Source organism: Fibrobacter sp. UWB15 (assembly GCF_900177705.1).
Classification (GTDB): domain Bacteria; phylum Fibrobacterota; class Fibrobacteria; order Fibrobacterales; family Fibrobacteraceae; genus Fibrobacter.
On the sequence record NZ_FXBA01000014.1, the window covers coordinates 1 to 22634 of the forward strand.

Consider the following 22634-nt stretch of genomic DNA (forward strand, 5'->3'; position numbering starts at 1 on the left):
GTTCTTCAACGGAGTGCGTCACCCGAGCATTGGCAAGTTCGACGAACAGGGCAAGTTCCATTTGCTCCACAAGTTCACCTACGAACAGTTTAAAGAGAAGTTGTAGTATAGTGGGAAGTAGGAAGTAGGAAGTAGGAAGTTGGAAGTTGGAAGTAAGAAGTGATATTCAATAGCGAAGAAGAAACATACAACTGGGCCATCGAATTTGGCCGGAGCCTGAAGCCGGGCGACAAGGTAGCTCTTTATGGCAACCTGGGCGCCGGCAAGACGGTCATCAGTCGCGGGGTCTGCAAAGGTCTCGGTTTCGAAGGGTCTGTCTGCTCCCCCACCTACACCATTCTTCACGAATACCCCAACAACCCGCCGATTTTCCACTTCGACCTTTACCGCCTGGACGGCGGCGCCGACTTGAACGAAGTCGGCCTCGACCCCGACTACCTCGAAAAGGGAATCAGCCTGATCGAATGGCCGGAACGCTTGGAAGATAACGACCCCGGTCTCACGCACAAGATTGAAATAAAAATCCTCTCGGAAACCGAGAGGGAAATCGTGGTCACGACCCTTTAAAAAACGAAAACCCGCCGTTTAGGCGGGTTTTTCGTTACTCCTGCAATATATTATTTCTTGGCGGAGGAATCAGCAGCAGCGGAATCGGCAGCAGGCTCTGCAGCGGCGGCGGTTGCGGCAGCCTTGGCGGCCTGGATTTCGGCAATCTTCACGATTTCGTCCCATTCGCTCTTGTCGCCGGTATAAAGGAGCATGGCTCCCTTGTATTCCGTCACGATCTTTGCGGCAGCGGCGGTGTCGCCCTTATCGAGAGCGTCATTGGCGCTAGTGAGCAAATCCTTTTGAGCATTGCGCAGATCTTCAATCTGACCCAAGCGATTCTGGCGAAGAACTTCCATCGTGTCGCTCACGAAAGCGAGATCCCAGGTAGCCTCGTAGCAGGCTTCCACTTCGGCGAACTTGGTGGCGTCTTCGGTAGCAGCCACATACAGGGCGTCGCACTTGGCGAATGTTTCGGTACAGTTGCGTTTTACGTACTGGTAATACTGATAGCCGCCCACGATCAAGCCGATGATGACCAAGAGGAACACTCCATCTTGCCAACCCATAATCGGGCCCGACGGGAGTCTCGGTTTTCCGTTGACGGTGTCGCCTGCTTCCAGGCGTTCTTCTGCTTCATCAAAGGGGCTTTTGCCATTCAAAAAACTAAACATGTTCAACCTACTTTTTCATACCTATTTTTTGGCGAGGGCCGCAAAGACCCTTGCATATAAATAAATCTGTTTGACCAGGCTCGCAAAGCCGTTGGAGCGGGTAGGAGAAAGTCCCACGTTAAGGCCTATATCCTGAAAGAACTTCGGATCCACGGCGAGAATGTCTGCGGGAGCCATGTCGTTGTAGACCTTGAGTGCCAAGGCTCCAAGACCGCGGCTAATCAGCGGATTCGTGGTACCGCCTTCCACATCCATTTCAAAATGGATCTTGGCGCCGTCAAAATTCGGAACCAGGTACATGGTAGAGGCACAACCCTGGATAATGAACTTTTCGGCCTTCAAGGCGGCGTCCATTCCCTTGTGGGCGCGAGCCAAATCCAAGAGGAATTTCCACTTGTCATCGGGGTCGCTAAAGCTTGCAAACTTTTCGCGAATCTCGCTTAGGCGTGCATCCATTAATTCGCTCATAAACCTACCGCAAGAAGGAACGCATCTTCCAGATCAAGGAAGGTGCAGCCCACAAAACATTGAAGAATATACGGAACAAGGTCTGCTTTTCGCGCGGAAGCTTCGAAAGCTTGAACGCCGCACGGTCAAACTGCTTGTCACTAATTTTATTAAAGCCAACTTTAGCGTGAGCCACCTGCAAATGCTTTTTGCCGAGGGCAGCCATCCAGCGGTCAAGAACCTTCGCCTCAATGGCGCTACGATTCATTCCGGAATCTCCCAGCCATTCCCGGACCGATTCTGCGACAATCCGTCCGCAAAGGAGCGATTCCACAATACCCGAACGGCTAATGGGGTTCACGCAGCTAGCAGCATCGCCGGCTTTAAAGAGTCCGCATTTGGCCATAGGCTTTGTCGACTGGCCACAAGCGATCATGCCGCCATACACGGCCTTGACCTTTGCATTCGGGTAATCCCGGGCAATGAAGTCCAACAGTTTTTGGCGCAAGGGAACCTTGTGATCCACATCCTTCCCCAGCACGAAACCGATATTCACTTCCTTGCCGTCGCGGGGGAATATCCAGCCGTAGCCCGATTCAAATTCAGAGCCAAAGAACAGTTCAATGTGTTCCTTGCTGTGTTCAATTCCGTCGGCCACCGCAAAGATAGCGGGTTCCAAATCGGTATCGCCAGACTCGATACCCTTAAGGCACTCGATTTCGCGAGTCAGCCTGCAGCTCGGACCAGTCGCATCGATGACGGCCTCCGCAAACAAGGTTTCGATTTCGCCGCCGACCGACACTGAAAGATTCCAACCATCTTCGGCCTTTTCCAATTTCTTGATCAGCGCATCATAGCGGCATTCCACGCCTGCAGATACGCAGCCATCCGAAAGGGAATGGTGGAACTTGGCTCGGTCCAGAATCAAGCCACAGTCCTTGCTGTAGAATTCAGCACGGTAGCGCTTGGGCGAGGTAAAGTAAATACCCGAAAGGGAGCCGCGGACAAAAGAATTGTCTACCGGCCACAACGCGTTCAGGCGATCCTTAGACACTGCTTCGGCACAGAAAATCGGTTCCTTCCAAGGTTCCTTTTTGTCCAGAAGCAAAATCCGTCTAGTACCGGAGGTCAAGCGGCCAAGGGTACAGGCAGCCATGAGACCGGCAGGACCGGCCCCGCAAACCACCACATCGTACCGATTTGAGGTAAAATTTGCCATTTCGGGGAACAAATTAGCATTTATTTATGAAGTTTTTTTCTTTTTTATTGTTATTTGCCATTTTTTTTAGTTATTTTAGAGCTATCCGTTATTTGGTTTATCCTTAAAAGGGAATTTATATGAATATGAAGAGTGTATCCAAGTTCGGCCTGTGCCTTGTGAGCGCGCTTGCTCTCAATGTTTTTGCCCAAGACAACTGGGCAGGCAAGGACCTGAACGTTTCTTTCAGCAACAAGCGTATCGACGGCTTTAATTTCAAAAATTCCAAGGCCGTTGCACACACGACCGACTTCCGCCGTGCTACCGGTGAAGGTCCGAACTTCCAGGGCGCCAAGCTCCCGGGCGTGTCTTTCCAGAACGCCGTGATTAGCGGAGCAAACTTCGAAGGTGCAGACCTTTCCAAGGCAACCATCAGTGGTGCCGACATTCGCTCTTCTTCCTTCGAAGGCGTTAACTTCGAAGAAGCCAACCTTTATCGTGCAACCCTTCTGGACAGCAAGTTCCCGAAGACCAACATGAAAAACGCGCGTCTCGACGCTATGAAGGTGTCCGACAATGCTGACTTCAGCAAGTCTGACCTCACCCAGGCGTCCGTCATGGATGTGGACCTGACCGCTGCAGACTTCAGCAAGGCCAACCTGACCCGCGCAAACTTCTCCCGTTCCTTGATGGCTAACAGCGACCTCCGCAAGGCCACCATCGTCAAGACCGACTTTACCGCCTGTAACCTGATCGCCGCCAATTTCAAGGGCGTCGACCTCATTGACGTGAACTTCGCCAAGGCAGGTCTTTCTCAGGCTAACTTCAGCGGTGCAGAATTCAAGAACGTGAACCTGCAGGACGCCGACCTTTCCTTGACGACCTTCAATGACGTCGACCTTTCCAAGACTCAGCTCCAGAAGGCCAAGTTTGCCCAGTCCACCGTGAAGAACATGAAGTTCGACGGCCAGGACCTGACTGGCGTGATTTTCGACAAGGGCTCCGTCGCAAAGAGCTCGTTCACGAAGGCCAAGCTTTCTAAGGCATCCTTCTACGATACCGAAGTGAGCAAGAACGCTTTCCAGAACGCAGAACTCCTGAAGGCCGTGTTCGACGGCGCCTACGTTCGCAAGAACATCTTCGACAAAGCTGACCTCACCAAGGCCAACTTCGCGAATTCCACCATTGAACGTTCCGACTTCATTCTCGCCCAGCTCGCCGGTGTAAGCTTTGCCGGTGCCAAGCTCGAAAAGGTGAACTTCACCAACGCCAACATGCAGGGCATCAAGATTGACGCCGACACCAAGATGGAAGACGTGGACTTCTCCGGCGCAAACCTCGAAGGCGCCAAGATCGAAAAGTTCACCGCCAAGAAGGTAATCTACGACAACAAGACCCAGTTCCCGTCAGGCTTTGACCCGCGTCAGTACGGCTTCACCAAGCGTGGTGAAAAGGCCGCCGACATCAAGGTCGAAGGCACAGGTTCTTCGGGCAAGAAGAAGAAAAGAAAAAAAGCCGCTGACGACGAAGAGTAGTCTAGAACCTTAACGGATTTAAGAAGCCCCGGTGAAGAACCGGGGCTTTTGTTATAAGACCGCTCACTTTCGCCCGCGGTAATTACTTTTTGTCCATCAACCAGTTTACAGCTTCGGAGAGGGTGTTGACTTGCACGATTTTCATGCCGGAGGTGTTTTCGGGGAGGCGTCCACCCGCGGGCACGACCGCCTCGGTGATTCCCAGGCGGCGGGCTTCCTTGAGCCGTGTTTCCAACAGGCTCACGGAACGGACCTCGCCAGACAGTCCCAGTTCGCCAATGGCGATAGCCTGGCGTCCCAGCGGGATACCTAGGTGATTGCTCGCGATGGCTAGCGCCAAGGCGAGGTCCGATGATGTGTCGGAGACCTTCAGCCCGCCGGCAATCGAAACAAACACATCTGATGCACCGACGACGACCCCACCGAATTTTTCCAGCAGAGCAAGAATAATCGTCAGCCGCTTGGAATCGATTCCCGCAGCCACTCGCTGGGGAACAGCGAAGGTCGTAGAACTTACCAAGGCCTGCGTTTCAAAGAGCATCGCGCGGGAGCCTTCCAAGGTGCAGCAAACCACGCTCCCGGGCGTCGGCGGAACATTCTCTTGCAAGAACACACGGCTGGGATTTTCGACCGGAGAAAGCCCGTGCCCCGTCATCTCGAATACACCGATTTCGTCTGTTGCGCCAAAACGGTTCTTGATGGTGCGGAGAATGCGGTACTGGTGATTGCGGTCGCCCTCGAAGTACACGACGGTATCGACCATGTGTTCCAAAATACGCGGGCCCGCAATTTGCCCATCCTTGGTCACATGCCCGATCAGAATCGTGATGCAGCCTGTATTCTTGGCAAACACCATCAGATCGAGCGTGCATTCGCGAAGCTGTGTAGCACACCCTGGAGTGCCCGACAAATCGCTCTTGTAGACAGTCTGAATAGAATCAATCACTAGCACTTGCGGCTTGAGTTCCTGCGCCTGTGAGAGGATTTTTTCGAGGCTAGTTTCGCATAGCAAAAGCATGTCGGAGCCCGCGACATTCAAGCGTTCGCTGCGGAGCTTGACTTGAACCGCACTCTCTTCGCCGCTCACGTAAAGCGTCTTGACGCCGGCGGCTGTCATGGTGGCGAGCGTCGAAAGCACGAGCGTGGACTTACCGATTCCAGGATCGCCACCAATGAGCACCAGGGAACCTGGTGCAAGCCCGCCCCCCAGCACGCGGTCAAATTCGGCATTGGCGGAGCTCAGCCGCCGCGTATCTTCGGTCGCTACATCCTTGAGCGGCACCACCTTATGCACCGGACCGCCCAAGCCGCGAGAGGCTCGACCGCCCTCGAGAATATTTTCGACCACGTGTTCCTTGAGGCTGCTCCATGCACCGCAGAACGGGCACTTGCCCGCCCACTTAGGCGTGGTGTTGCCGCATTCGGTGCAAAGGAACTCAATTTCTTTTTTCGCTTTCGATTTGTTTAGTGCTACCATGTGCACTAATATAACAAAATGCGCCTGACATAAATTGTCAAACGCACGCAAATGCACAAAAAAGCACTAAAGTAATTACGGAATTTTCGTCAAAGGAAAGTCAAACTGGATAGAGCGCGGGGTCGCAAATTTTTCGAAAGCGATTTCGTAACAGAAGTTCTTTTCGTCTACCGCCTTCACGATTCCTGCACCAAAGATTTTATGCACCACGCGGTCGCCTACGGCAAACTCGGCCGAAGGCGCCTTCTTTACAAGCCCAAGGCTTTCGTCGCTCAAAAATTCGCGGTCGCGATCGATATTTGCAATGTAGGCTTTCGCGGCCTCAAGAAAATCTTCTGAAATGCCGCGGGCGATGTTCAAACCGCCCATATCCATTTCAAGCAGGAATCTGGAAGGGTAACGTGTTCCGCTTTCGCCTGCAACGCCGTCTTCGGCATCGCTTAGGCAAAGTACATTCTCGGCGCGGGTAAATGCCACATAGGCCAGGCGGCGTTCTTCTTCGAGCTGGATCTTGTTCTGCACGCGCTTGACCGGGAAAAAACCTTCGTTCAAGCCGCACACGAATACGTACGGGAATTCCAAGCCTTTCGCGTTGTGAATCGTCATGAGCTGCACGCGGTCTTTTTCTTCGGTGTCTTCGTCGGTATTCGTGAACAGCACGATGTTCTGCAAGTATTCATCTAGCGAAGCGTCTTCTTCGTAGTAATTTTCGAATTCCAGAATGCCTTGCTTGAGTTCCGCCAAATTGTCCAGGCGGTCTTCGTCACCGTCTAAACGCAGCATTTCTTCGTACTTGGTTTCGCGCAGGATTTTCGCGAGGACTTCGGAGACGCTCATGTCCTTGTAGCGGGAACGGTACTTCTCGATCAGCTTCACGTATTCGACCACATTGCTCCGGGCCAGGAATCCCTTGCAGTCGAAATCGATTTTTTGACTTTCGTCGCCGACAGAAGAAAGTTCCGCCTGCGACGAAACATCGGCCGCCACATTGTTCAAAAGGCCCGCCTCCGAAACGATTTCAAGCAGAGCCTCGTAAAGCCCGACTCCGCGGGCATCGGCAAAGGCCTGCAAAGTCGCAATCTTCTTCGGGCCGAACTGGCGCTTGGGCGTATTCACCGTACGTACAAACGATAAATCATCAGCGTATACCAGCATACGCAAGTAGCAAATGACATCCTTGATTTCTTTGCGCTGGTAAAATCCGACACCGCTGTAAACCTTGTAAGGAATGTTTTCGGCCATCAATGCTTCTTCTACGGAACGCGACTGCGAGTGCATACGGTAAAGCACTGCGATATCCTTGTAATGGACACTACCCGCTTGCACGGCATTCTGGATTTGCTCTACAATCCATTTGGCTTCTTCGCGGGTGTTCTTGGCATGGTAAAAGACAGGCGTCTTGCCGCCAACCCTTTGTGGCCTCAAGACTTTCTCGATTCGGAACTTGTTGTTCTTGATAACCGCATCCGGCACTTTCAAAATGCTCGGCGTGGAGCGGTAATTGTTCTGCAGCAAAATGGTCTTGGTGTTTTCGTGGGTCTTGTCGAATTCCAGAATGCGGTTGACATCGGCGCCGCGCCAACCGTAAATAGTCTGGTCCGGATCACCCACCACAAAAAGGTTCTTGTGGTAGCTCGCCAGCAAATCCGCCAGCTGGTACTGTTGACCATCGATATCCTGGTATTCGTCGACCATGATGTACATCATGCGCTTGCGCCACTTGTCGAGCTGTTCCGGAAAGTTCTCGAGAATGTAGAGCGTCGAAAGAATCAGGTCGTCAAAGTCCAGCGCGTAATTCTTTTTCTGTTCGTAAAGGTAGCGGTAATAAACCCGCATCCACTTGTCATCGGTAGCATCCGAAAGCGCAAGCAGGTGATCTTTAGTGGTCATGCCCTCTGATGGCAGTTCCGCAAAAAGCGAGACGTAATTGATGTCGGCCGCCTTACGGCCCCCGATGTAGTCGATGACGCTGCTGATTTTCAAATCCTTGAGCGAGTAGCCCAAATCGGCGTAGGCCTTGTGCAAAAGGGACTTCTGGTCGTCTTCGTCCAGAATCATGAATTCTTTCGGATAATTCAGCACATGGATTTCTTCGCGCAAGAATCGCACGCAAAAACCGTGAAACGTAGAAATGTAGCCGCTGTCGTCGCCGCCCAACACCGTGCGGATTCGCTTTTTCATTTCGTTCGCGGCCTTGTTGGTAAACGTGACGCAAAGGATGTTCGACGGCGAAATGCCCATCTCCTTCACCAGGTACAGGTATCGCTGGGTCAGCGTCCGGGTCTTGCCGGACCCAGCCCCCGCCACCACGCGCACATAACCCTCGGTGGTTTCCACCGCTTGTCGTTGTTCCAAATCCATATTTTCTAGGGCCATGTGCACCTCACAAACTTTATGATCACTATACAAAGCGCTACATAGTGAACATTTGTTTTACTGCACAAAAATATAGTAATTTTCAGATTTTGTCAAGTCAGGCCACTGCAGTGCCCCGGCTCACACCTGGCCCCTTGATGATGCTATGCCCCTGTTGAGCAGCTTCGAGTTCAATTTTTTGGCCAATGCTGTTCACCACCGATTCCACGTGGGTAATAATTCCGAGCATTTTGCCTTCGCGCTGCTGGCTACGGAGGCAATTCATCACATCTTCCAAGGTGGCATCGTCCAAAGTACCGAAGCCTTCGTCCATGAACAGGGATTCTACGCGAACATTGCGGCTGGCAAAGTCTGCAATACCGAGGGCCAGCGAGAGACTCACCAGGAACTTTTCGCCGCCAGACAGATTCGAGATTCCACGGTTATGGTCAAATTCCGCATCTTCCACTTCAAAGCCCAGGTTACCTTTCGCCACCAGCCTGAAGCGGTCCTTGATTATCGCCAAATGCCTATTTGCCAATTTAAGCAGCGACTTAAATGTCAACCCCTGCACAAAGGTGGCAAAATCACTGCCGTCCTTGACGCCGAAGAATTCGCCCATGGCATCCCAACGGGCCAATTCAGCCTTTTTCGCCTCAAGGTCTTTTTCAAGTACCTGCAATTGAGCCAGGTTCTGCCTATAGCTCTTGACATGGGCCTGAGCGGCACCAGCTTTCTGCTGCCAAACCGTCAAGTCATCTTCCAGTTTTTTCTTTTCATCAAGGAGCGTTTCGAGAGGCTTTTCGTCGGAACGTTCCGCCTTGACCTTTTCAAGATTTTCAAAAGCCTCCTGGCGCAAGCGGCTCGCCGACGCAAGAGATTCATCTACAGCCTTCTTGCGGGCTTGCAGCTGATTAAACTCCGTTTCGGGCATGGCCGCAGCCAAATAAGCAGATTCGTCTGCAAAGTCCTTTGCCTTGAGGGCTTCCGCAAAATCGGCAGAAGCCTTTTCGATATTGCCGACAGTCTGTGCTAGAGAATCCTTAAGCGTAGCAATTCTCGTATTGAGTTCGCTGCAAGACTTTTCGGAAGCACAAAGAGCGTTATCTGCTGCGTTATAGGCCTCCGTTGCCGCATTTTTTCGGTCCGTTGCCGCCGCCGATTCCACATCTACGTTCTTGCGGCCAAACTTTTCGATTCGGGCAGCCTTCAACTTTTCGAATTCCGCCACAAATTTACCGAACGACTTCGTTTCTGCATCCAGGTTTGCCTGCGCCTGCGTCACCTTGTCGTTATAAAGAGTTTCGTTGTTCCGCGCAATATCAAGTTTATTCGCCAAAGCGTCTAATTCCGCCTGGTTCTTTTCGAACGTCAACAGTCGCAGTTTCAAGTCTTTCAACACCGCCGAAACGGAATCCATATTGAATTCGGCCCAAGGCTTCCAAAGCAAAGTGACTTGTTGAACAGATTCCTGCATTTGGTTCGTCAGAGAATCAATGCTTTCTACAGCAGCCTTTTCAGCGGTCTTCGCGCGTGTCTTCGCAACTTCGAACTGTCCTAGAGAAGACTCCACCTTTTGCATTTTGGCGTTAAGTTCGCGAATCTTTTCAGCGACGCCCAATACACGAGATCCGTCTACGGAAGTGTTTTTTTCGTGGTTGCAGGCAGGATGTTCCCTGGATCCGCAAACCGGACAGGCTTCACCATCGACCAAATGCTTCTGGATTACATCCGCAAGTACCAGGACATCATCTTTGAACAAGTCTTGCTGCTCCTGGAGCAAGCCCTGCTTTTTCTCGGACAGTCGATTCAATTCTTCTTCGGCTTTAGCACAATCATCTACGGCCACTTTTTTAGCGTTTTGTGCGACGGAAATTTCGCTGTCAAACTTGCGGATTTGCGCTACAAGGGATTCACTCTGAGGCACGACCTGCCGAAGGTTGATATCGCCGGCGTTAGCCTCTTGAACAGCCTTGAGTTCTCGCACCTTCGGGTCGATATCTTGAATAGCAGCCTTTACCAGACGAAATTCCCGTTCAGCATTAGCGAGGTCTTGAGCAGCCTTTTCCTTACGCGATTGAGAATCATTCATCACGGACTTCGCATTTCTCAGATTTTCATCAAGTTTGCGAATTTCGTTCCAAACAGGTTCATTGGCCGCAATAAACTGTTCCGCCGCCACTTTTTCTTCTTCGGCCTTTTTCTTTTGTTCGCTACTTTTATTCAGGCTTTCCGTAGCTTTCGGAAGGTCGCCCATCAACCGTTTCAACGCATTTTCATCGGTAGCCTTACGAGTGCGCAGGCCATTCAATTCCGTATAAAGGGAAACGCATTCCCTCGCCTTTTCGGCACGAGCAAGACGGATTTCGCTTTCGGCAAAGTCCGACTTCCCCTGTTTTGCCTTGGCAAGTTCTCCCTCGACCCTATTCATACGATCCAGGGCATTATTCAGGGCGTTGCGCCAGGCGATTTTTGACTCCAGTTCAGTCTTTTGGGCGGCAAAATTCTTTTCTTTTTCAGCAAATTCCGCAAGCAAGGCCTCGTCAGCAGCGATTTTTTCTGCCTTGGGCATGGCATTATTTAGCGTATCGAAAGCAGTCTGCGCACTATTTTTCGCATCCCTTGCTCCGCTCCTGCGGTCTCCCACTTTTTTACCGATGCGGCGGTACTTTTCCGTACCGTTCAATTTTTCCAAAATGTCGGCACGTTCCCTTTCGCTACTGTTCAAGAACTTGCTGAATTCACCTTGCGCAAGCATAATGGAGCGGCAGAACTGCGAATAATCCAACTGAATGATTTCGGCATTGGCCTTTCCCAGTTCACCATTGGCACCCGTTCTACCGCTGAACACTTTTTGCTGCGGATTGTCTACGGGATAGATTTCACCTTGAGCCGGCTGAAGATTGCCATCAGCCTTATCACGGGCTCGGCGCTGGTTCCATTCCGAAACAAAAACACCCTTTTGACACTTGTAGGTTACTCGGGCAAAACAGTTGCCCTTGTCAGACGTCATGACGGCATTACCGTCGTTGCCGTTATATACCAAGCCTTGACGGGGCGTAGCACCATAAAGAGCCAACGTAATGGCATCAAGAATACTGGTTTTACCCATACCCGTCTTTCCGCTAATGACAAAAAGACTATGGTCCAACTCGCTGTAGGAAGGATCCGTAAAATCGATACACCACTGCCCTGCAAGGCTATTGATATTTTCGAATTCAACTTTTAAAATTTTCATGTTTATGCCTCCTCGCCATCAACTTCTTCCACTACCTGCTTAAAAAGCGGAAGATACTTTTCAAAATCCTTATTGAACTCATCATTCGCTTCGGTTACACCGAGTTTGCTCATCAAGAGGCGTCTAAAGATTTCTTCGTCATCCAAGACATCTACCGATTCAAGGGTATCATCGGAAAAGTTTTCGGCGGAGAACGCCGCCGCACGGTTCACCTTCCAGCTCACCACATCGAAGGAGGCGTTTTCCATGACTCCCGCAAGAGCTTCGTGAACGTTCACTCCCGGCGTATAATCATAGACCACTTCTACCTTCAACGGCTTTTCGGACGGTGTTTTAGCCAACTGTTTCAGCTGAACCTTAACGCTATCGATAGATCCCGATATGCGCTTGAAGCTATAATACTGCGGAGTGACAACTTTTTCCACGACAGGGGCTGCTCCCGTCGCCAGTTCCACCAGCAAGATATGGTGATCCCTTTCCGCTTCGTCAAAGCCGAGTACAAACGGTGAACCGGAATAACGGACTTTCGGATTTTTTGCGACCATGGTCGTATAATGAATATGCCCGAGCGCCACGTAGTCAAAGCCTTCCGGGAAAACAGACACCGGAATGGTTCCCAGGTTGCCTACAATGTCGCGCATGCCATGAGCCTTGGCATCGCTACCATCATCGTTATCCGGGCGGCCTTCTAGTTGTGCGGCATACAAATGTCCCGTCGCCACAATGGGGATATCGCGACCATTACGTACCTTTTCGGCAACCCCGTACACGGTACCGTACAAGCCCTTAAACGTATTTTGCGCAAAATCTTCCATCGATTCCGTCTTGAAACGGCGCAATTCCATTTCGCGTACGTAAGGGACTGCCGCGCAGACACCAATTACATTACCGGAACCGTCCTTCAGTTCCTTGACCAATTCTTCGACCGGGCGTTCTCCAAGGGAGCCCACCATCTGGATATTAAGCGCTTCCAGCAAATCACGCGGGGCATCGAGCAAGGCCCCCGAATCGTGGTTGCCGCCCACCAATACAATATTTTTGCAACGGGTGTCCAGCAAAGAGGCCAAAAAGCGAAAATAAAGGCGGCGAGCCTCTACAGAAGGGTTCGTCGTGTCAAAAATATCGCCTGCAACCATAAGGCATTCGGCCCCGAAATCCACGATTTGCCCCTTGAGCCAATCCAGGAACTGTTTGGATTCTTCTAGCCTGTCGATGTCGTGCATGGAGTTGCCCAAATGCCAATCGGCGGTATGTATCAGCTTCATCTTAGTCCTTTGCCCTGAAGGCGATGATTTTCATTTCCAAATATACTATCGAAAAAGCGGCACAAAATGTCAAACCGAAAAAACATTTCGGCAAAAAAAATAAAAAATACTGCACAAACATTCACCAAAAACACCGCAAAAACCGGTACAAATTTCTTCGTTTACTAATCTTTATTTTCAAAGTGGCTAACTCCTTGACATTCAACAAGTTACAGACGTCATGCCCGGAAATTTTCAAGACTGGAATCCTTGTATTTTCTATAATTGGAGTCAAGTTGATCAAGAGACCGACGACATTTCTAGGAACAGCCGCCTTCGCCACGGCTGTTGTTGGCGCCATTGCCCTTGGCGTCTGGTTCCTGCATGCACTTTTGGAACGATTCCTATCGACGCCACACACCGTTGCCGGGGTCACCATATCGCCTTATGGCCACCGCATGGACGATCTTCTGACTCACCACTTCGACTCCATTAGAGTTTCTTTTGACGGTCAAGACATTAAGGTTTCGAACCCGAATCTGGAAATTACCTTGCTCGGGCAACCAAAGGGTGTCAACCTGCAAATGGATTCGGCCATAGCCGTCATCCAATTGCCCAAAGAAAGTTCCCCGAAAAAGAAACCAGGCGAAATTCCCCAATTCCCGGAGAAACTGAAATTCCCCATACCAGTCCAAGTCAATATCAAGGAAGCGCAGGTTTCTCTCTCTGACGGCAAGAGTTGGCAAGCGAGCGATATTTCCGTAGAAAGCCGTGGCGAAAAAACGGTTGCCCTCAAGGCGAACAATATCAGCGGAGACTTTATTTCGAGTCCGGCGAAGTTGGATCTCGATGCAGACTTCAGCAGCGACATGCTAAAGATATCCGGCATAGTCAAGACTCAAAAAGATTTCGTCGCCTTAAGTGCGGAAGCGCCCAAAAATAACTTGGGCCGCATCAAGACGAAAACAGACGTTACCATAGACAATCCCGAAGATTGGATTCCCGTAGAACTCCCCAAGGCCGTTCCCGAACTCGGGAAAGTTAAAGTAAGCGCCAACGCAAGTTTTGACTTGCAAAAGAAACGCACGAACTACGAAGCGAACATCAAGACGCGCATCGGAGCCTTCTGGCCGCTACTTGCCGAAAACGTGACCATCGATCTTTCTGGCGACTTGGACAACATCGAGGCCGATGTACTGCTGCAAAACGACGAAGGCGGAAGCATCCAGCTGAACGGCTCCTTGGACAAAGAAAAGAACGCCTTCTTTAGCGGGCGCGTCAGACACATGAGTGCCAAGTTCGGTCCACAGATGATGCCGCTCGACATGGAAATCAAATCGGGCGAACTCTACGACAACGAACTGACGGTTTCCGTAGAAACCCGCCAAGGCTCCCAAATCGACGCTATCGTCAATTTCAAGGATTCGTTATCGCTCACGTTTACCGGCGACATTTCGCCCTACGAACCATGGGCTCTAGACTGGACACAAGGCAATCTCACTCTAGGTGCCCGCTCCAAAGCCTTCGGTTCCTTTGACGGGCACTCCCTGAAAATCCTTGCCAAGATCAACTCCATCATCAACGCCTACCACATTACTGCAGACTCGCTGCAAGTCATGCTCGCCATCAACAAGAAGGGAATCGATTTCTCTAACGGAGTCATTTACACTCCTCAGGAAACCTTCGACTTCGACGGCGACGTGAAATGGAACGATCCGCACCCCCACACATCGTGGAACGTGCGGCAACAGCATGGCGGGCAAGCAAGCGCGTATGTACACATCGGCGACACCATCGCTCTCGATGTCGAAGCGGACAAGGTGATCTTCGAGACGATTCCCTTCTCGGACATCAAGCTAGGCAGGAACATTCGCGGAAAGGTCAGCGGCGAATGGCACCACGATTTTGACAACCGTATCGGAAAACTCGACCTTTCCGTGGACGGCGGTTTGGACGCATTCAACGTGAGCCTCGAGACTTCGATTCGTGAAAACGAAGACACGCTCTTCGTCGACAACTTCAAAGCCATTCACAACAGGAACTCCGTCACGGCATCCACCGTCTTCATTTTGCCTAACGATTCCAACCCCAACTTCAGGCCAACCACGTTCCTGCCCGTCCAAGTTCTATTCGCCAACATTTCTTCTCACGAATTCAGTATTCCGCTACTGCTAGAAGGCTTTAACGACAGCACGCTTACTTCGGGTATGCTGAACGGCGACTTGACGTATAGCCAAGGCAACAAGCTGATTGGCAACTTGAGTTTTGCAGAAATCAACTTCCGAAAGATTCCGCCGGATCTGTTCAACATCCGTAAGCTGAATATCTTTGCAGAAAACGACAAAATCGAACTGAACTCTTACCTTGATATCGGTGGCGGCGGCTGGACCGGCAACACGCAAGTGATTATCGACAACGTCTTTAGCGACAAGCGACACGTGAGTTTCTCGCACGGAAGCGACAACGGAGGCACACTCTGGGCCGAAGGCTTTATCGATAACGACTTCATATTCAAGGGCACCGTAGACGCGAACGGTTCCTGGTTCATTCCGGGGACAGTCAGCGAAATCAAGAATACGGACTTGCACATCGACATTTCCGCCGAACTCCGCAAAGGCCTCACCGGCATCACCGCAGACCTCCGGCTAGACTCCACCATTTACGAGCCGCCCAAGACCAAGGTGCAGTTCCCCATCTACATGCGTGGCCATGTCGAAAACGGACTCCTGAACATTTACGAAGCGAGAACCCGCAACGAAAACGACGAAGTCATCTCGGGTACATTGCAGTTTAACCTAGACAGCATGAGGCTGGATTCCATCAACGTCCATTCGGATCGTTATTCCATCAAGACTGCCTCTCACTATCTTGTGCTTGAAGACATCAGCAGTACCATGACCGACAACGAAGATGAGTTGCTCATCACCGCAAACATTCCCAAAATTTCTTACAAATTCAACAACGTCATTTACGGCGAAGCGGAGGCAATTGCCCGCGGTAACGTCGGTTTCATTATTCCGCACAGCCAAGAAGGCATTATCAAGAACAGCACCATTACAGGCGATATTTCTATTGACAAGATGGTATTTTACAGAGACCTGGATATCGACGTAACACCTACAGCTCTAGACAAGTACCTGACCATGTTCAACAACTTTGTGGCCAAGCTACGCAAGAGCGGAGCACAAGAAGAAAAAATTTCCGTATCGAGCCCGATCAACTTGTCTATGCACATCAGCGACTCCCAAAAGGATTCGATTGCTGTCGTAACCCCCTTTGCAACACTTCCGTTAACCGTGGATATTTGGGTGCTTGGCAACACAGTTCGTCCGCTATTGCGCGGAGACATCACCAACACGAATACCGGCTTTATCGGAGTCAAGGACATCTACGAATTCGAACTGAATTCCTTCATGATTTCATGGAACGTTGTTCCTTGGCAGAAGGGCGTGGTCGACGTTTCCAGTAGCCAAGAGCTCCCTTACTGTTCAGAAACGAGCGAAACAGAAAAAGAAACATGCCCCATCAACCTCGACCTACAAGGCACCATTTCGAACCTACAGGCCATTCCGTCTTCTAACTGCGGCAACGAATCTTCTACCGCATCGATTTACTACAACATTTTGCTAGGCTGTATCGCAAACGACAACGGCGAAGAAACCGACTGGAACAAGCTTGCCGGCAAGGCAATCGGTAAAGTCATTTCGACCACAGCCAACAAGACCTTGGGCGGCGACTACATTGGCGATATCGACATGAAGGTGATGTTCTTCGAAAGCAACACCACTAGCGATAAGGACTCCAGTTATTTCAAGATACCGGTTTCGCTTGACCGCTGGGTCAAAAACCTGAGTTTGATCTTCGGCTATACACAAGACCAAAGCGATAACCCCACTTACGACCAGTCTCTACAATTCGGCGTCAACTACACACTACCCGTGTTCCAAGAAGACGAATATTCTCACGAGAACCATCTGTCGCCCACCTTGTACTTGAACGGCATGCTGAACTCCAAGCAATACCTGACCAGTACCGGAGCCGGAAGCAACGACCGTTTGGAAAAGAACATCGGTATCAACTATGTGTATCGATTCTGGAACCCCTGTCTACTAGGTATCGGACGGTGCGAGGCCATAGAATCGCCCTCTAAGCAAAAGGAGGATCCAAAATGAGAAAAATCCTACTCCTTCTTTTAGCTCTCACATTTCTCTGCTTTGCCGAAGAAGATAAGCACCCTTGGTACCTAGAGATCAAGGGCAACAAGGCATTCTCGAATTTCCAGCTAGAAGAACAGCTTGACATTCCCGAAGAATTCGGTAAAATGGATACCACCAAGCAAGACTTCATGATGCGCCTTTCGCTGGAAAACATCAAGGCGCTCTACTACTCTCGCGGTTACTACAGCCTCAACTTGACCATGGATATCCAGCGCAACTACGTCAACCAGGACAGCTGTATTCGCGGCTACTACATTACCATTCGCGACGGCGAACGTTACCGTTTTAGCGGTGCAAAGCTGATTGTTCCCGAAAACCGCAAAGTCGAAATCGACGAGACCAAATTAAACATCGCGCAAGACCACCTTTACAACCAAGACGATATCGCCGAAGACATGGAAGACATCCAAAAGGCATACCGCGGCGAAGGATACTTGCACACGACGCTTTCTTCCATCGAAAAAATCGACACCACGCAAAAGAAAATCTACGTCGAAATCACCATTGACCCCGGTGCGAAAGTCATCATGGGCAATATGAATTCTTCAAGCCACCGCACCAAGGACAAGCGCAACCCGAACATCGTTGTTTCAGAAATGGGCCTTACCGATACCGCATGGCTTTCGAGCCTGTGGCGAATTCCCGAAGGCGAAATCATTGACGGTAACCAGTACAACACCTTCAGAAACAAGCTTTTCTCGACACAACTCTTTACGCAAATCAAGATGAGCGACTCTCTTAGGAGCGACGGCCTTTCGGACGTTTACCTGAACGTGACGGAACGCGTACCTGGAGAAATGCGCTACGGATTTTTCTTCGAAGAAATTTATGGTTTTGGTGCACAAGCCTCTGCAAAGCACAGGAACTTCTTTGGAAAACTTCATGAATTTTCAACGAGCGCCCAAATTGCTCAACACAAGCAAGAAGCATCTATTGGCTATGCAAATCCGCTCTTGTTCGGAACCTCGTTCAGTTTCATTCCGACGGCAATCCGTTTTGAAGACCGCCTTACGCTAAACCACGAAAAAATCAATCCGCCGGCATACCCCGACAGTTTGGAAGAACGTTACGAAGTGATTAACCGTGGCGACTTGACCTTCGGCCTTACCAAGAGAATTCGCTTCCGCAGTACGCTCGATACCCGATACGTGAACAAGAATGATTCAAGCCTCTTTAAGCTCAAGGGCGAAATTGCACTGACATTCGACTACACCAACGATTACTTTAACCCCACGAGGGGCGTGCGCTTTGCACCGACATTTGGCGCGGGCACTAACTGGAAGGCCGATATTCAAAACCTGACGATGGTGGGCGACCCGTATACCTACGGCGAAATGACCGTGAACCTTTACCATCCGCTCTTCTGGACTTTTAACGGAGCCGTGAGCGGAAGCGTCGGCAAGTTCTTCGCCAAGGCAATCGAAGACGATGCCAGAATCTTCTATCAGGGCGGAACACGTTCGGTTCGCGGCTATCGCTTTAGAAGTATTTTCGCAAGCAACGAATCTACCGACGAAAACGGCGACAAAATTATCAATACGGGTCTCACACCTCTCTACTACCGATTCAACGAAGAAATCCGCTGGACGTTCCCATGGAAGTCTTGGCAGCGCTGGCAGATTGTGCAATTCTACGACTGGACACTCGTGACCGACCATGAAAAAGATTTGTACGAAGAACGTGAAAGCGAAAGCCTTGGCGCCGGTGTGCGTTACCGTTGGCAGTTCCTGACGTTCCGCCTAGATTACGCGTTCAAGAAGGATTTAAGCAACTGGAATCCAGAAAAATTCGGCTGGGGCAGATTCGCCTTCGACCTGTCGCAGACATTCTAAGCGACGAAGCCGGCATTACACATTGTTTGTTACGGTGCTGCGATATAATTTCGCAAGGTCCGCTTTTTCGGGCTCGACATTTGCTTTGATTCCGGCCGCGGCAAGGGCTGCGCGGATTTGCTCTAACGATGCGGCAGAGTCCACTTTGAAAGTCGCCGATTCGCCGGCAAGGTCCGCCACTCGACCGCTTTTAAGGACTCGCCCGCGGTCGATAATGGCAAAATCGGTCGCTTCTTCTTCCATTTCGGCCAAAATATGCGAGCAAACGATAGCGGTACCGCCTTCGTTTTTACGCCAGTCGGCTAGCAGGCTCCACACGGATTCTCGCGCCATCGGATCCAGGTTTGCCACCGGTTCATCCAAAATCAAAAGGCGCGGGCTCGGAGCCATGGCACGCAGCAATTGCACCTTCTGGCGGTTACCCAGCGAAAGCTTGCCCATGCGGGTTGCAGAATCCGGCAACTCTAGCTTTTGCGAAAGCAACTTGATGCGTTCGCGGGCAGCAGACTCATTCCACTCGGGATTGCGCGCCGCATAAAAGCCCACGAAATAATCGACGTATTCCGCAATCGAAAGCTTCGGGTAAATTCCCGGATTTTCAAGCAAAATTCCGCAGGCAAGAGGATCCAAGAATCCGTTCTTGCCGCGCATGGCGTCTGCAATTTCAAGAATTCCCGAAAAGCCCGCAAATCGCCCGCACAAGAGTCTCAAAAGCGTCGTCTTTCCCGCCCCGTTCGGGCCCAAGAGCGCAAAGAAACTCCCCTCGGGAATTTCAAGCTTTACCGAGTCAAGCGCCTTTTCCGACGCACCGGGGTAAGTAAACGAAACACCTTGGACCTTAATCGCAAACATGAGGCTAAATATAGAAAACGAAAAGTGGCCCGCCCACGCGAACCACTTTTTCAATATCTTGCGCCAAAGGCGCCATTATTTTACTCAAAGGACCGAAGGTCCGCGCTCACGCCTCAAAGGGAGCGTAGCGACCGAGCTCATAGCCCAAGTAATTTTGCTCCGCAAAATTACTTGTACAGCGGGTGCTTCTTGCAGAGAGCCACGATTTCTTCGCGGATCTTCTTGAGAGCAGCATCGTCATCCTTAGCCTTGATAGCACGGTCGATGATGCGGGTCACTTCGCGGGTATCTTCTTCGTCAAAGCCACGGGTCGTGATAGCGGCAGTACCGAGACGCACACCGGACGGATCCATCGGCTTGCGCGGATCGAACGGGATGGTAGAACGGCTGCAGGAGATGCCGACCTTTTCCATGGCCACTTCGGCTTCCTTACCGGAAACGCCCTTGGAGGTCATGTCCACCACGATGAGGTGGTTGTCGGTACCGCCACTAATAACCCTGTAACCGAGCTTCATCATTTCGTCGGCCATGGCCTGAGCGTTCTTGATGACGTTCTTGGCGTAGGTCTGGAATTCCGGCTGCAGAGCTTCGAGGAATGCAACGGCCTTACCGGCGTTGATGTGGTCGTGCGGACCACCCTGCATGCCCGGGAACACGCCCTTGTCGATTTCCTTGGCGAGGGAGACTTCCTTGAGTTCGCCCTTCACCATCTTCTGGATGGTGCGGTCCTTGCACATGATGATAGCGGAACGCGGGCCACGGAGAGTCTTGTGGGTCGTGGTCGTCACGATGTCGAAGTACGGCACCGGAGAATCGATTGCCTTACCTGCAATGAGGCCAGCGACGTGAGAAATGTCGGCCATGGTGAGGGCGCCCACTTCGTCAGCGATTTCCTTGAAGCGCTTCCAGTCGAGGTTGCGGCTGTAGGCAGAGAAACCGGCGAGGATCATCTTCGGCTTTTCGCGGAGAGCGATTTCGCGGACCTTGTCCATGTCGATGCGGCCCGTTTCCTTATCGACTTCGTACTGCACGAAGTTGTAGAGCATACCGGAGAAGTTCACCGGATGGCCGTGAGAAAGGTGTCCACCGTGGTCGAGCTTGAGGCCGAGGACCTTGTCGCCCGGTTTGAGGACGGCGAAGTACACGGCAGCGTTGGCCGGAGAACCGGACAGCGGCTGGATGTTCACGTGGTCGCAACCAAAGAGCTTCTTGCAACGTTCGATGGCCAAAGCTTCCATCTTGTCGATCACTTCGTTACCACCGTAGTAGCGCTTGCCCACGTAGCCTTCGCTGTACTTGTTGGTCAGCACGGAGCCCATGGCTTCCATGACGGCCTTGGAGGTGTAGTTTTCGGAAGCGATGAGTTCGATGCCATATTCCTGGCGTTCGGCTTCTTCCTGAATGATGTTGTAGATTTCCGGATCGGTCTGTTGCAGTGTAGATTTGAGCATTTAGCTACTCCTTGATTTGTACGGGGGCAAATATAGAAAAAATATTACCCAACCAAGGGTTCCGCCCTCCAGAAACCAATAATGCGGGAGGGAACCCAGCTCGGAGTGGACGCTATGCGTCCGTGGCTACGTTCAGTCATACAGGCAAGTAAACTTGCCTGTGCGACACTCACTTGCACACTTTTGCGAAGGCCGCACGGTTCCCTCCCTGCGCCCACCCTTTCCTTGGCCGACGCTCTTTTATGGTTGGCCTAGTGATTTCCTACTTACTTGTCTTCCCCCGGATGTCACCCCGGACTTGTTCCGGGGTCACCTTTCCATCCGAGAAAACGCTTAGCAAGCAACGCTCCGGCTCAGCCTACGGCGTCCGCTGCTACGGCTCTCCTATGCGTACGCAAGCGCCCGCGCAGTCGAGCCTTGCACGCTTTTCCCCAAAGCCCTTATTTTTTGTTAAACTTTTGATGGATGATTAATAAAGGATTAGTAATCCTTTACACAGCGAACACTATAGAGAATATGCTTCCCTAAATGATCATTATCCCCGAACCAAACATATTTATCTGTAATGGTAACCGCATAAGTTCCAATAGCACTAGACTCATTAGGGAGCAAGAAATACGCTTGCATCCAACTAAGTTCATACGCTCTCATTTTGAAAAGAACCGACATTCCAGAGGAATTTACATACCGTTCATTCAACTTCCAGTTTGCCTTTGAAACCAGATCTTGTCCCGCAGTTGATGCAAAATTTTTCCATTCATAACCATTCATGATATGCCAACCTTCTGGACATATTCCCTGATGTATACGGGTATCGCCACCTACAGTATCTTTCCAAAGAACAGAATCGTATTTGGCAGGCAAGCCCATTGCCTCACTCCAAGCATATTGCCCCCCCCAGCCATTATTACAAAACCATTCATCATTTAAATCACAATACTTTTCAACCTTGTTGTCATCACGCACAAGTACGCTAGTATCTATCATCTCCCCATAATTCAAATTTTGCGCAAAGACCTCTATTGTTTTATCAGAGCCATTACGGTCTATTAAGATTGTCGTCCGATACACTTGATGATCACGAGGGTCTTCAAACTCGCTATAGATGGGACTATACTCCGTAGCAAAGAGACTGTCCATATTCGGATAAACCTTGGGAGAATCGACATAAATAACAGTATCTACAACCCAGTCATTATTTTCACAACGATAATATTTTACCCCCCAATCTTTAACAACCGTATCCCGATCACCCTCGTTACAAAAAAGAATTTCACTACTACTCGACTCAACCACCGACGAACTACTATTCTTACTGCCAACAGAGCTAGAAGAATTCTTCTCCGCCACCGAGGAACTGGAACCGAGCTCCTCATTGCTACTCGACGAGATTTCACCGATTGGATCGAGAGCGGAGCTACTTGATTCATCGCCACATGCAGCGAGCATGGTCAGGAGAACAGACAGGGCGACGGCGCTTTTTAAAATCTTCACAGAACCTCCAGTAACCTCAAACGTTTTTGCCAAATTTAGTTAAATGTCACAAGAATTGAAAATGCCGACCCCAT

At 50.8% G+C, this 22634-nt stretch carries 14 protein-coding genes; 4 read left to right on the forward strand and 10 right to left on the reverse strand.

Features of this window, described 5'->3' with window-relative positions; all coding sequences use genetic code 11:
- Positions 1-159 precede the first annotated feature (159 nt).
- A complete protein-coding gene (gene tsaE / locus B9Y58_RS13550; RefSeq protein WP_073058111.1) occupies positions 160-567 on the forward strand; it encodes a tRNA (adenosine(37)-N6)-threonylcarbamoyltransferase complex ATPase subunit type 1 TsaE in 408 nt (135 codons plus the stop codon).
- 50 nt (positions 568-617) lie between these two features.
- Here tsaE and B9Y58_RS13555 read toward each other — a convergent pair whose 3' ends face one another.
- The 3 genes from B9Y58_RS13555 to B9Y58_RS13565 are packed head-to-tail and all read right to left on the reverse strand — an operon-like array spanning position 618 to position 2886.
- Entirely contained in the window at positions 618-1220 is a 603-nt protein-coding gene (locus tag B9Y58_RS13555; protein WP_143154720.1) for a hypothetical protein, read from the reverse strand.
- A gap of 21 nt (positions 1221-1241) precedes the next feature.
- The gene (locus B9Y58_RS13560) at positions 1242-1688 is read right to left on the reverse strand and encodes a SufE family protein (protein WP_072800744.1); all 447 of its coding nucleotides are present in this window, start codon (positions 1686-1688) and stop codon (positions 1242-1244) included.
- A gap of 4 nt (positions 1689-1692) precedes the next feature.
- The gene (locus tag B9Y58_RS13565) at positions 1693-2886 is read right to left on the reverse strand and encodes an NAD(P)/FAD-dependent oxidoreductase (RefSeq protein ID WP_073058114.1); all 1194 of its coding nucleotides are present in this window, start codon (positions 2884-2886) and stop codon (positions 1693-1695) included.
- 119 nt (positions 2887-3005) lie between these two features.
- Between B9Y58_RS13565 and B9Y58_RS13570 the strand changes: the two genes are divergently transcribed.
- Positions 3006-4400, forward strand: a complete 1395-nt coding sequence (locus tag B9Y58_RS13570; protein WP_083532361.1) for a pentapeptide repeat-containing protein — start codon at positions 3006-3008, stop codon at positions 4398-4400.
- An 82-nt stretch (positions 4401-4482) separates the two neighbouring features.
- Here B9Y58_RS13570 and radA read toward each other — a convergent pair whose 3' ends face one another.
- The 4 genes from radA to sbcD all read right to left on the reverse strand — a co-directional run bounded on the left by radA (position 4483) and on the right by sbcD (position 12735).
- The gene (gene radA, locus B9Y58_RS13575) at positions 4483-5877 is read right to left on the reverse strand and encodes a DNA repair protein RadA (RefSeq protein ID WP_073058116.1); all 1395 of its coding nucleotides are present in this window, start codon (positions 5875-5877) and stop codon (positions 4483-4485) included.
- Between the two features lie 75 nt (positions 5878-5952).
- Positions 5953-8253: an ATP-dependent helicase gene (locus B9Y58_RS13580; protein ID WP_073058118.1), complete on the reverse strand. Its 2301-nt coding sequence runs from the start codon at positions 8251-8253 to the stop codon at positions 5953-5955.
- A gap of 97 nt (positions 8254-8350) precedes the next feature.
- Positions 8351-11470 (reverse strand): AAA family ATPase, encoded by a 3120-nt coding sequence (locus B9Y58_RS13585; RefSeq protein WP_073058121.1) that lies wholly within the window; start codon positions 11468-11470, stop codon positions 8351-8353.
- Between the two features lie 2 nt (positions 11471-11472).
- A complete protein-coding gene (gene sbcD, locus B9Y58_RS13590; RefSeq protein WP_073058123.1) occupies positions 11473-12735 on the reverse strand; it encodes an exonuclease subunit SbcD in 1263 nt (420 codons plus the stop codon).
- 182 nt (positions 12736-12917) lie between these two features.
- On the opposite strand from sbcD, the gene B9Y58_RS13595 reads away from it, so the two are divergent.
- Positions 12918-16886: a translocation/assembly module TamB domain-containing protein gene (locus tag B9Y58_RS13595; RefSeq protein ID WP_144066158.1), complete on the forward strand. Its 3969-nt coding sequence runs from the start codon at positions 12918-12920 to the stop codon at positions 16884-16886.
- Positions 16883-18763, forward strand: coding sequence for a BamA/TamA family outer membrane protein (locus B9Y58_RS13600; RefSeq protein ID WP_233247990.1), 1881 nt, complete (start codon positions 16883-16885; stop codon positions 18761-18763). Before B9Y58_RS13595 ends, B9Y58_RS13600 begins: the two co-directional genes overlap by 4 nt.
- A gap of 15 nt (positions 18764-18778) precedes the next feature.
- On the opposite strand, the gene B9Y58_RS13605 is transcribed toward B9Y58_RS13600, so the two are convergent.
- The 3 genes from B9Y58_RS13605 to B9Y58_RS13615 form a co-directional block, all read right to left on the reverse strand.
- Entirely contained in the window at positions 18779-19615 is an 837-nt protein-coding gene (locus B9Y58_RS13605; protein ID WP_073058127.1) for an ABC transporter ATP-binding protein, read from the reverse strand.
- A 167-nt stretch (positions 19616-19782) separates the two neighbouring features.
- Positions 19783-21066 (reverse strand): serine hydroxymethyltransferase, encoded by a 1284-nt coding sequence (gene glyA, locus B9Y58_RS13610; protein ID WP_073058128.1) that lies wholly within the window; start codon positions 21064-21066, stop codon positions 19783-19785.
- Between the two features lie 480 nt (positions 21067-21546).
- Entirely contained in the window at positions 21547-22560 is a 1014-nt protein-coding gene (locus B9Y58_RS13615) for an FISUMP domain-containing protein (protein ID WP_143154722.1), read from the reverse strand.
- Between the last annotated feature and the right edge of the window lie 74 nt (positions 22561-22634).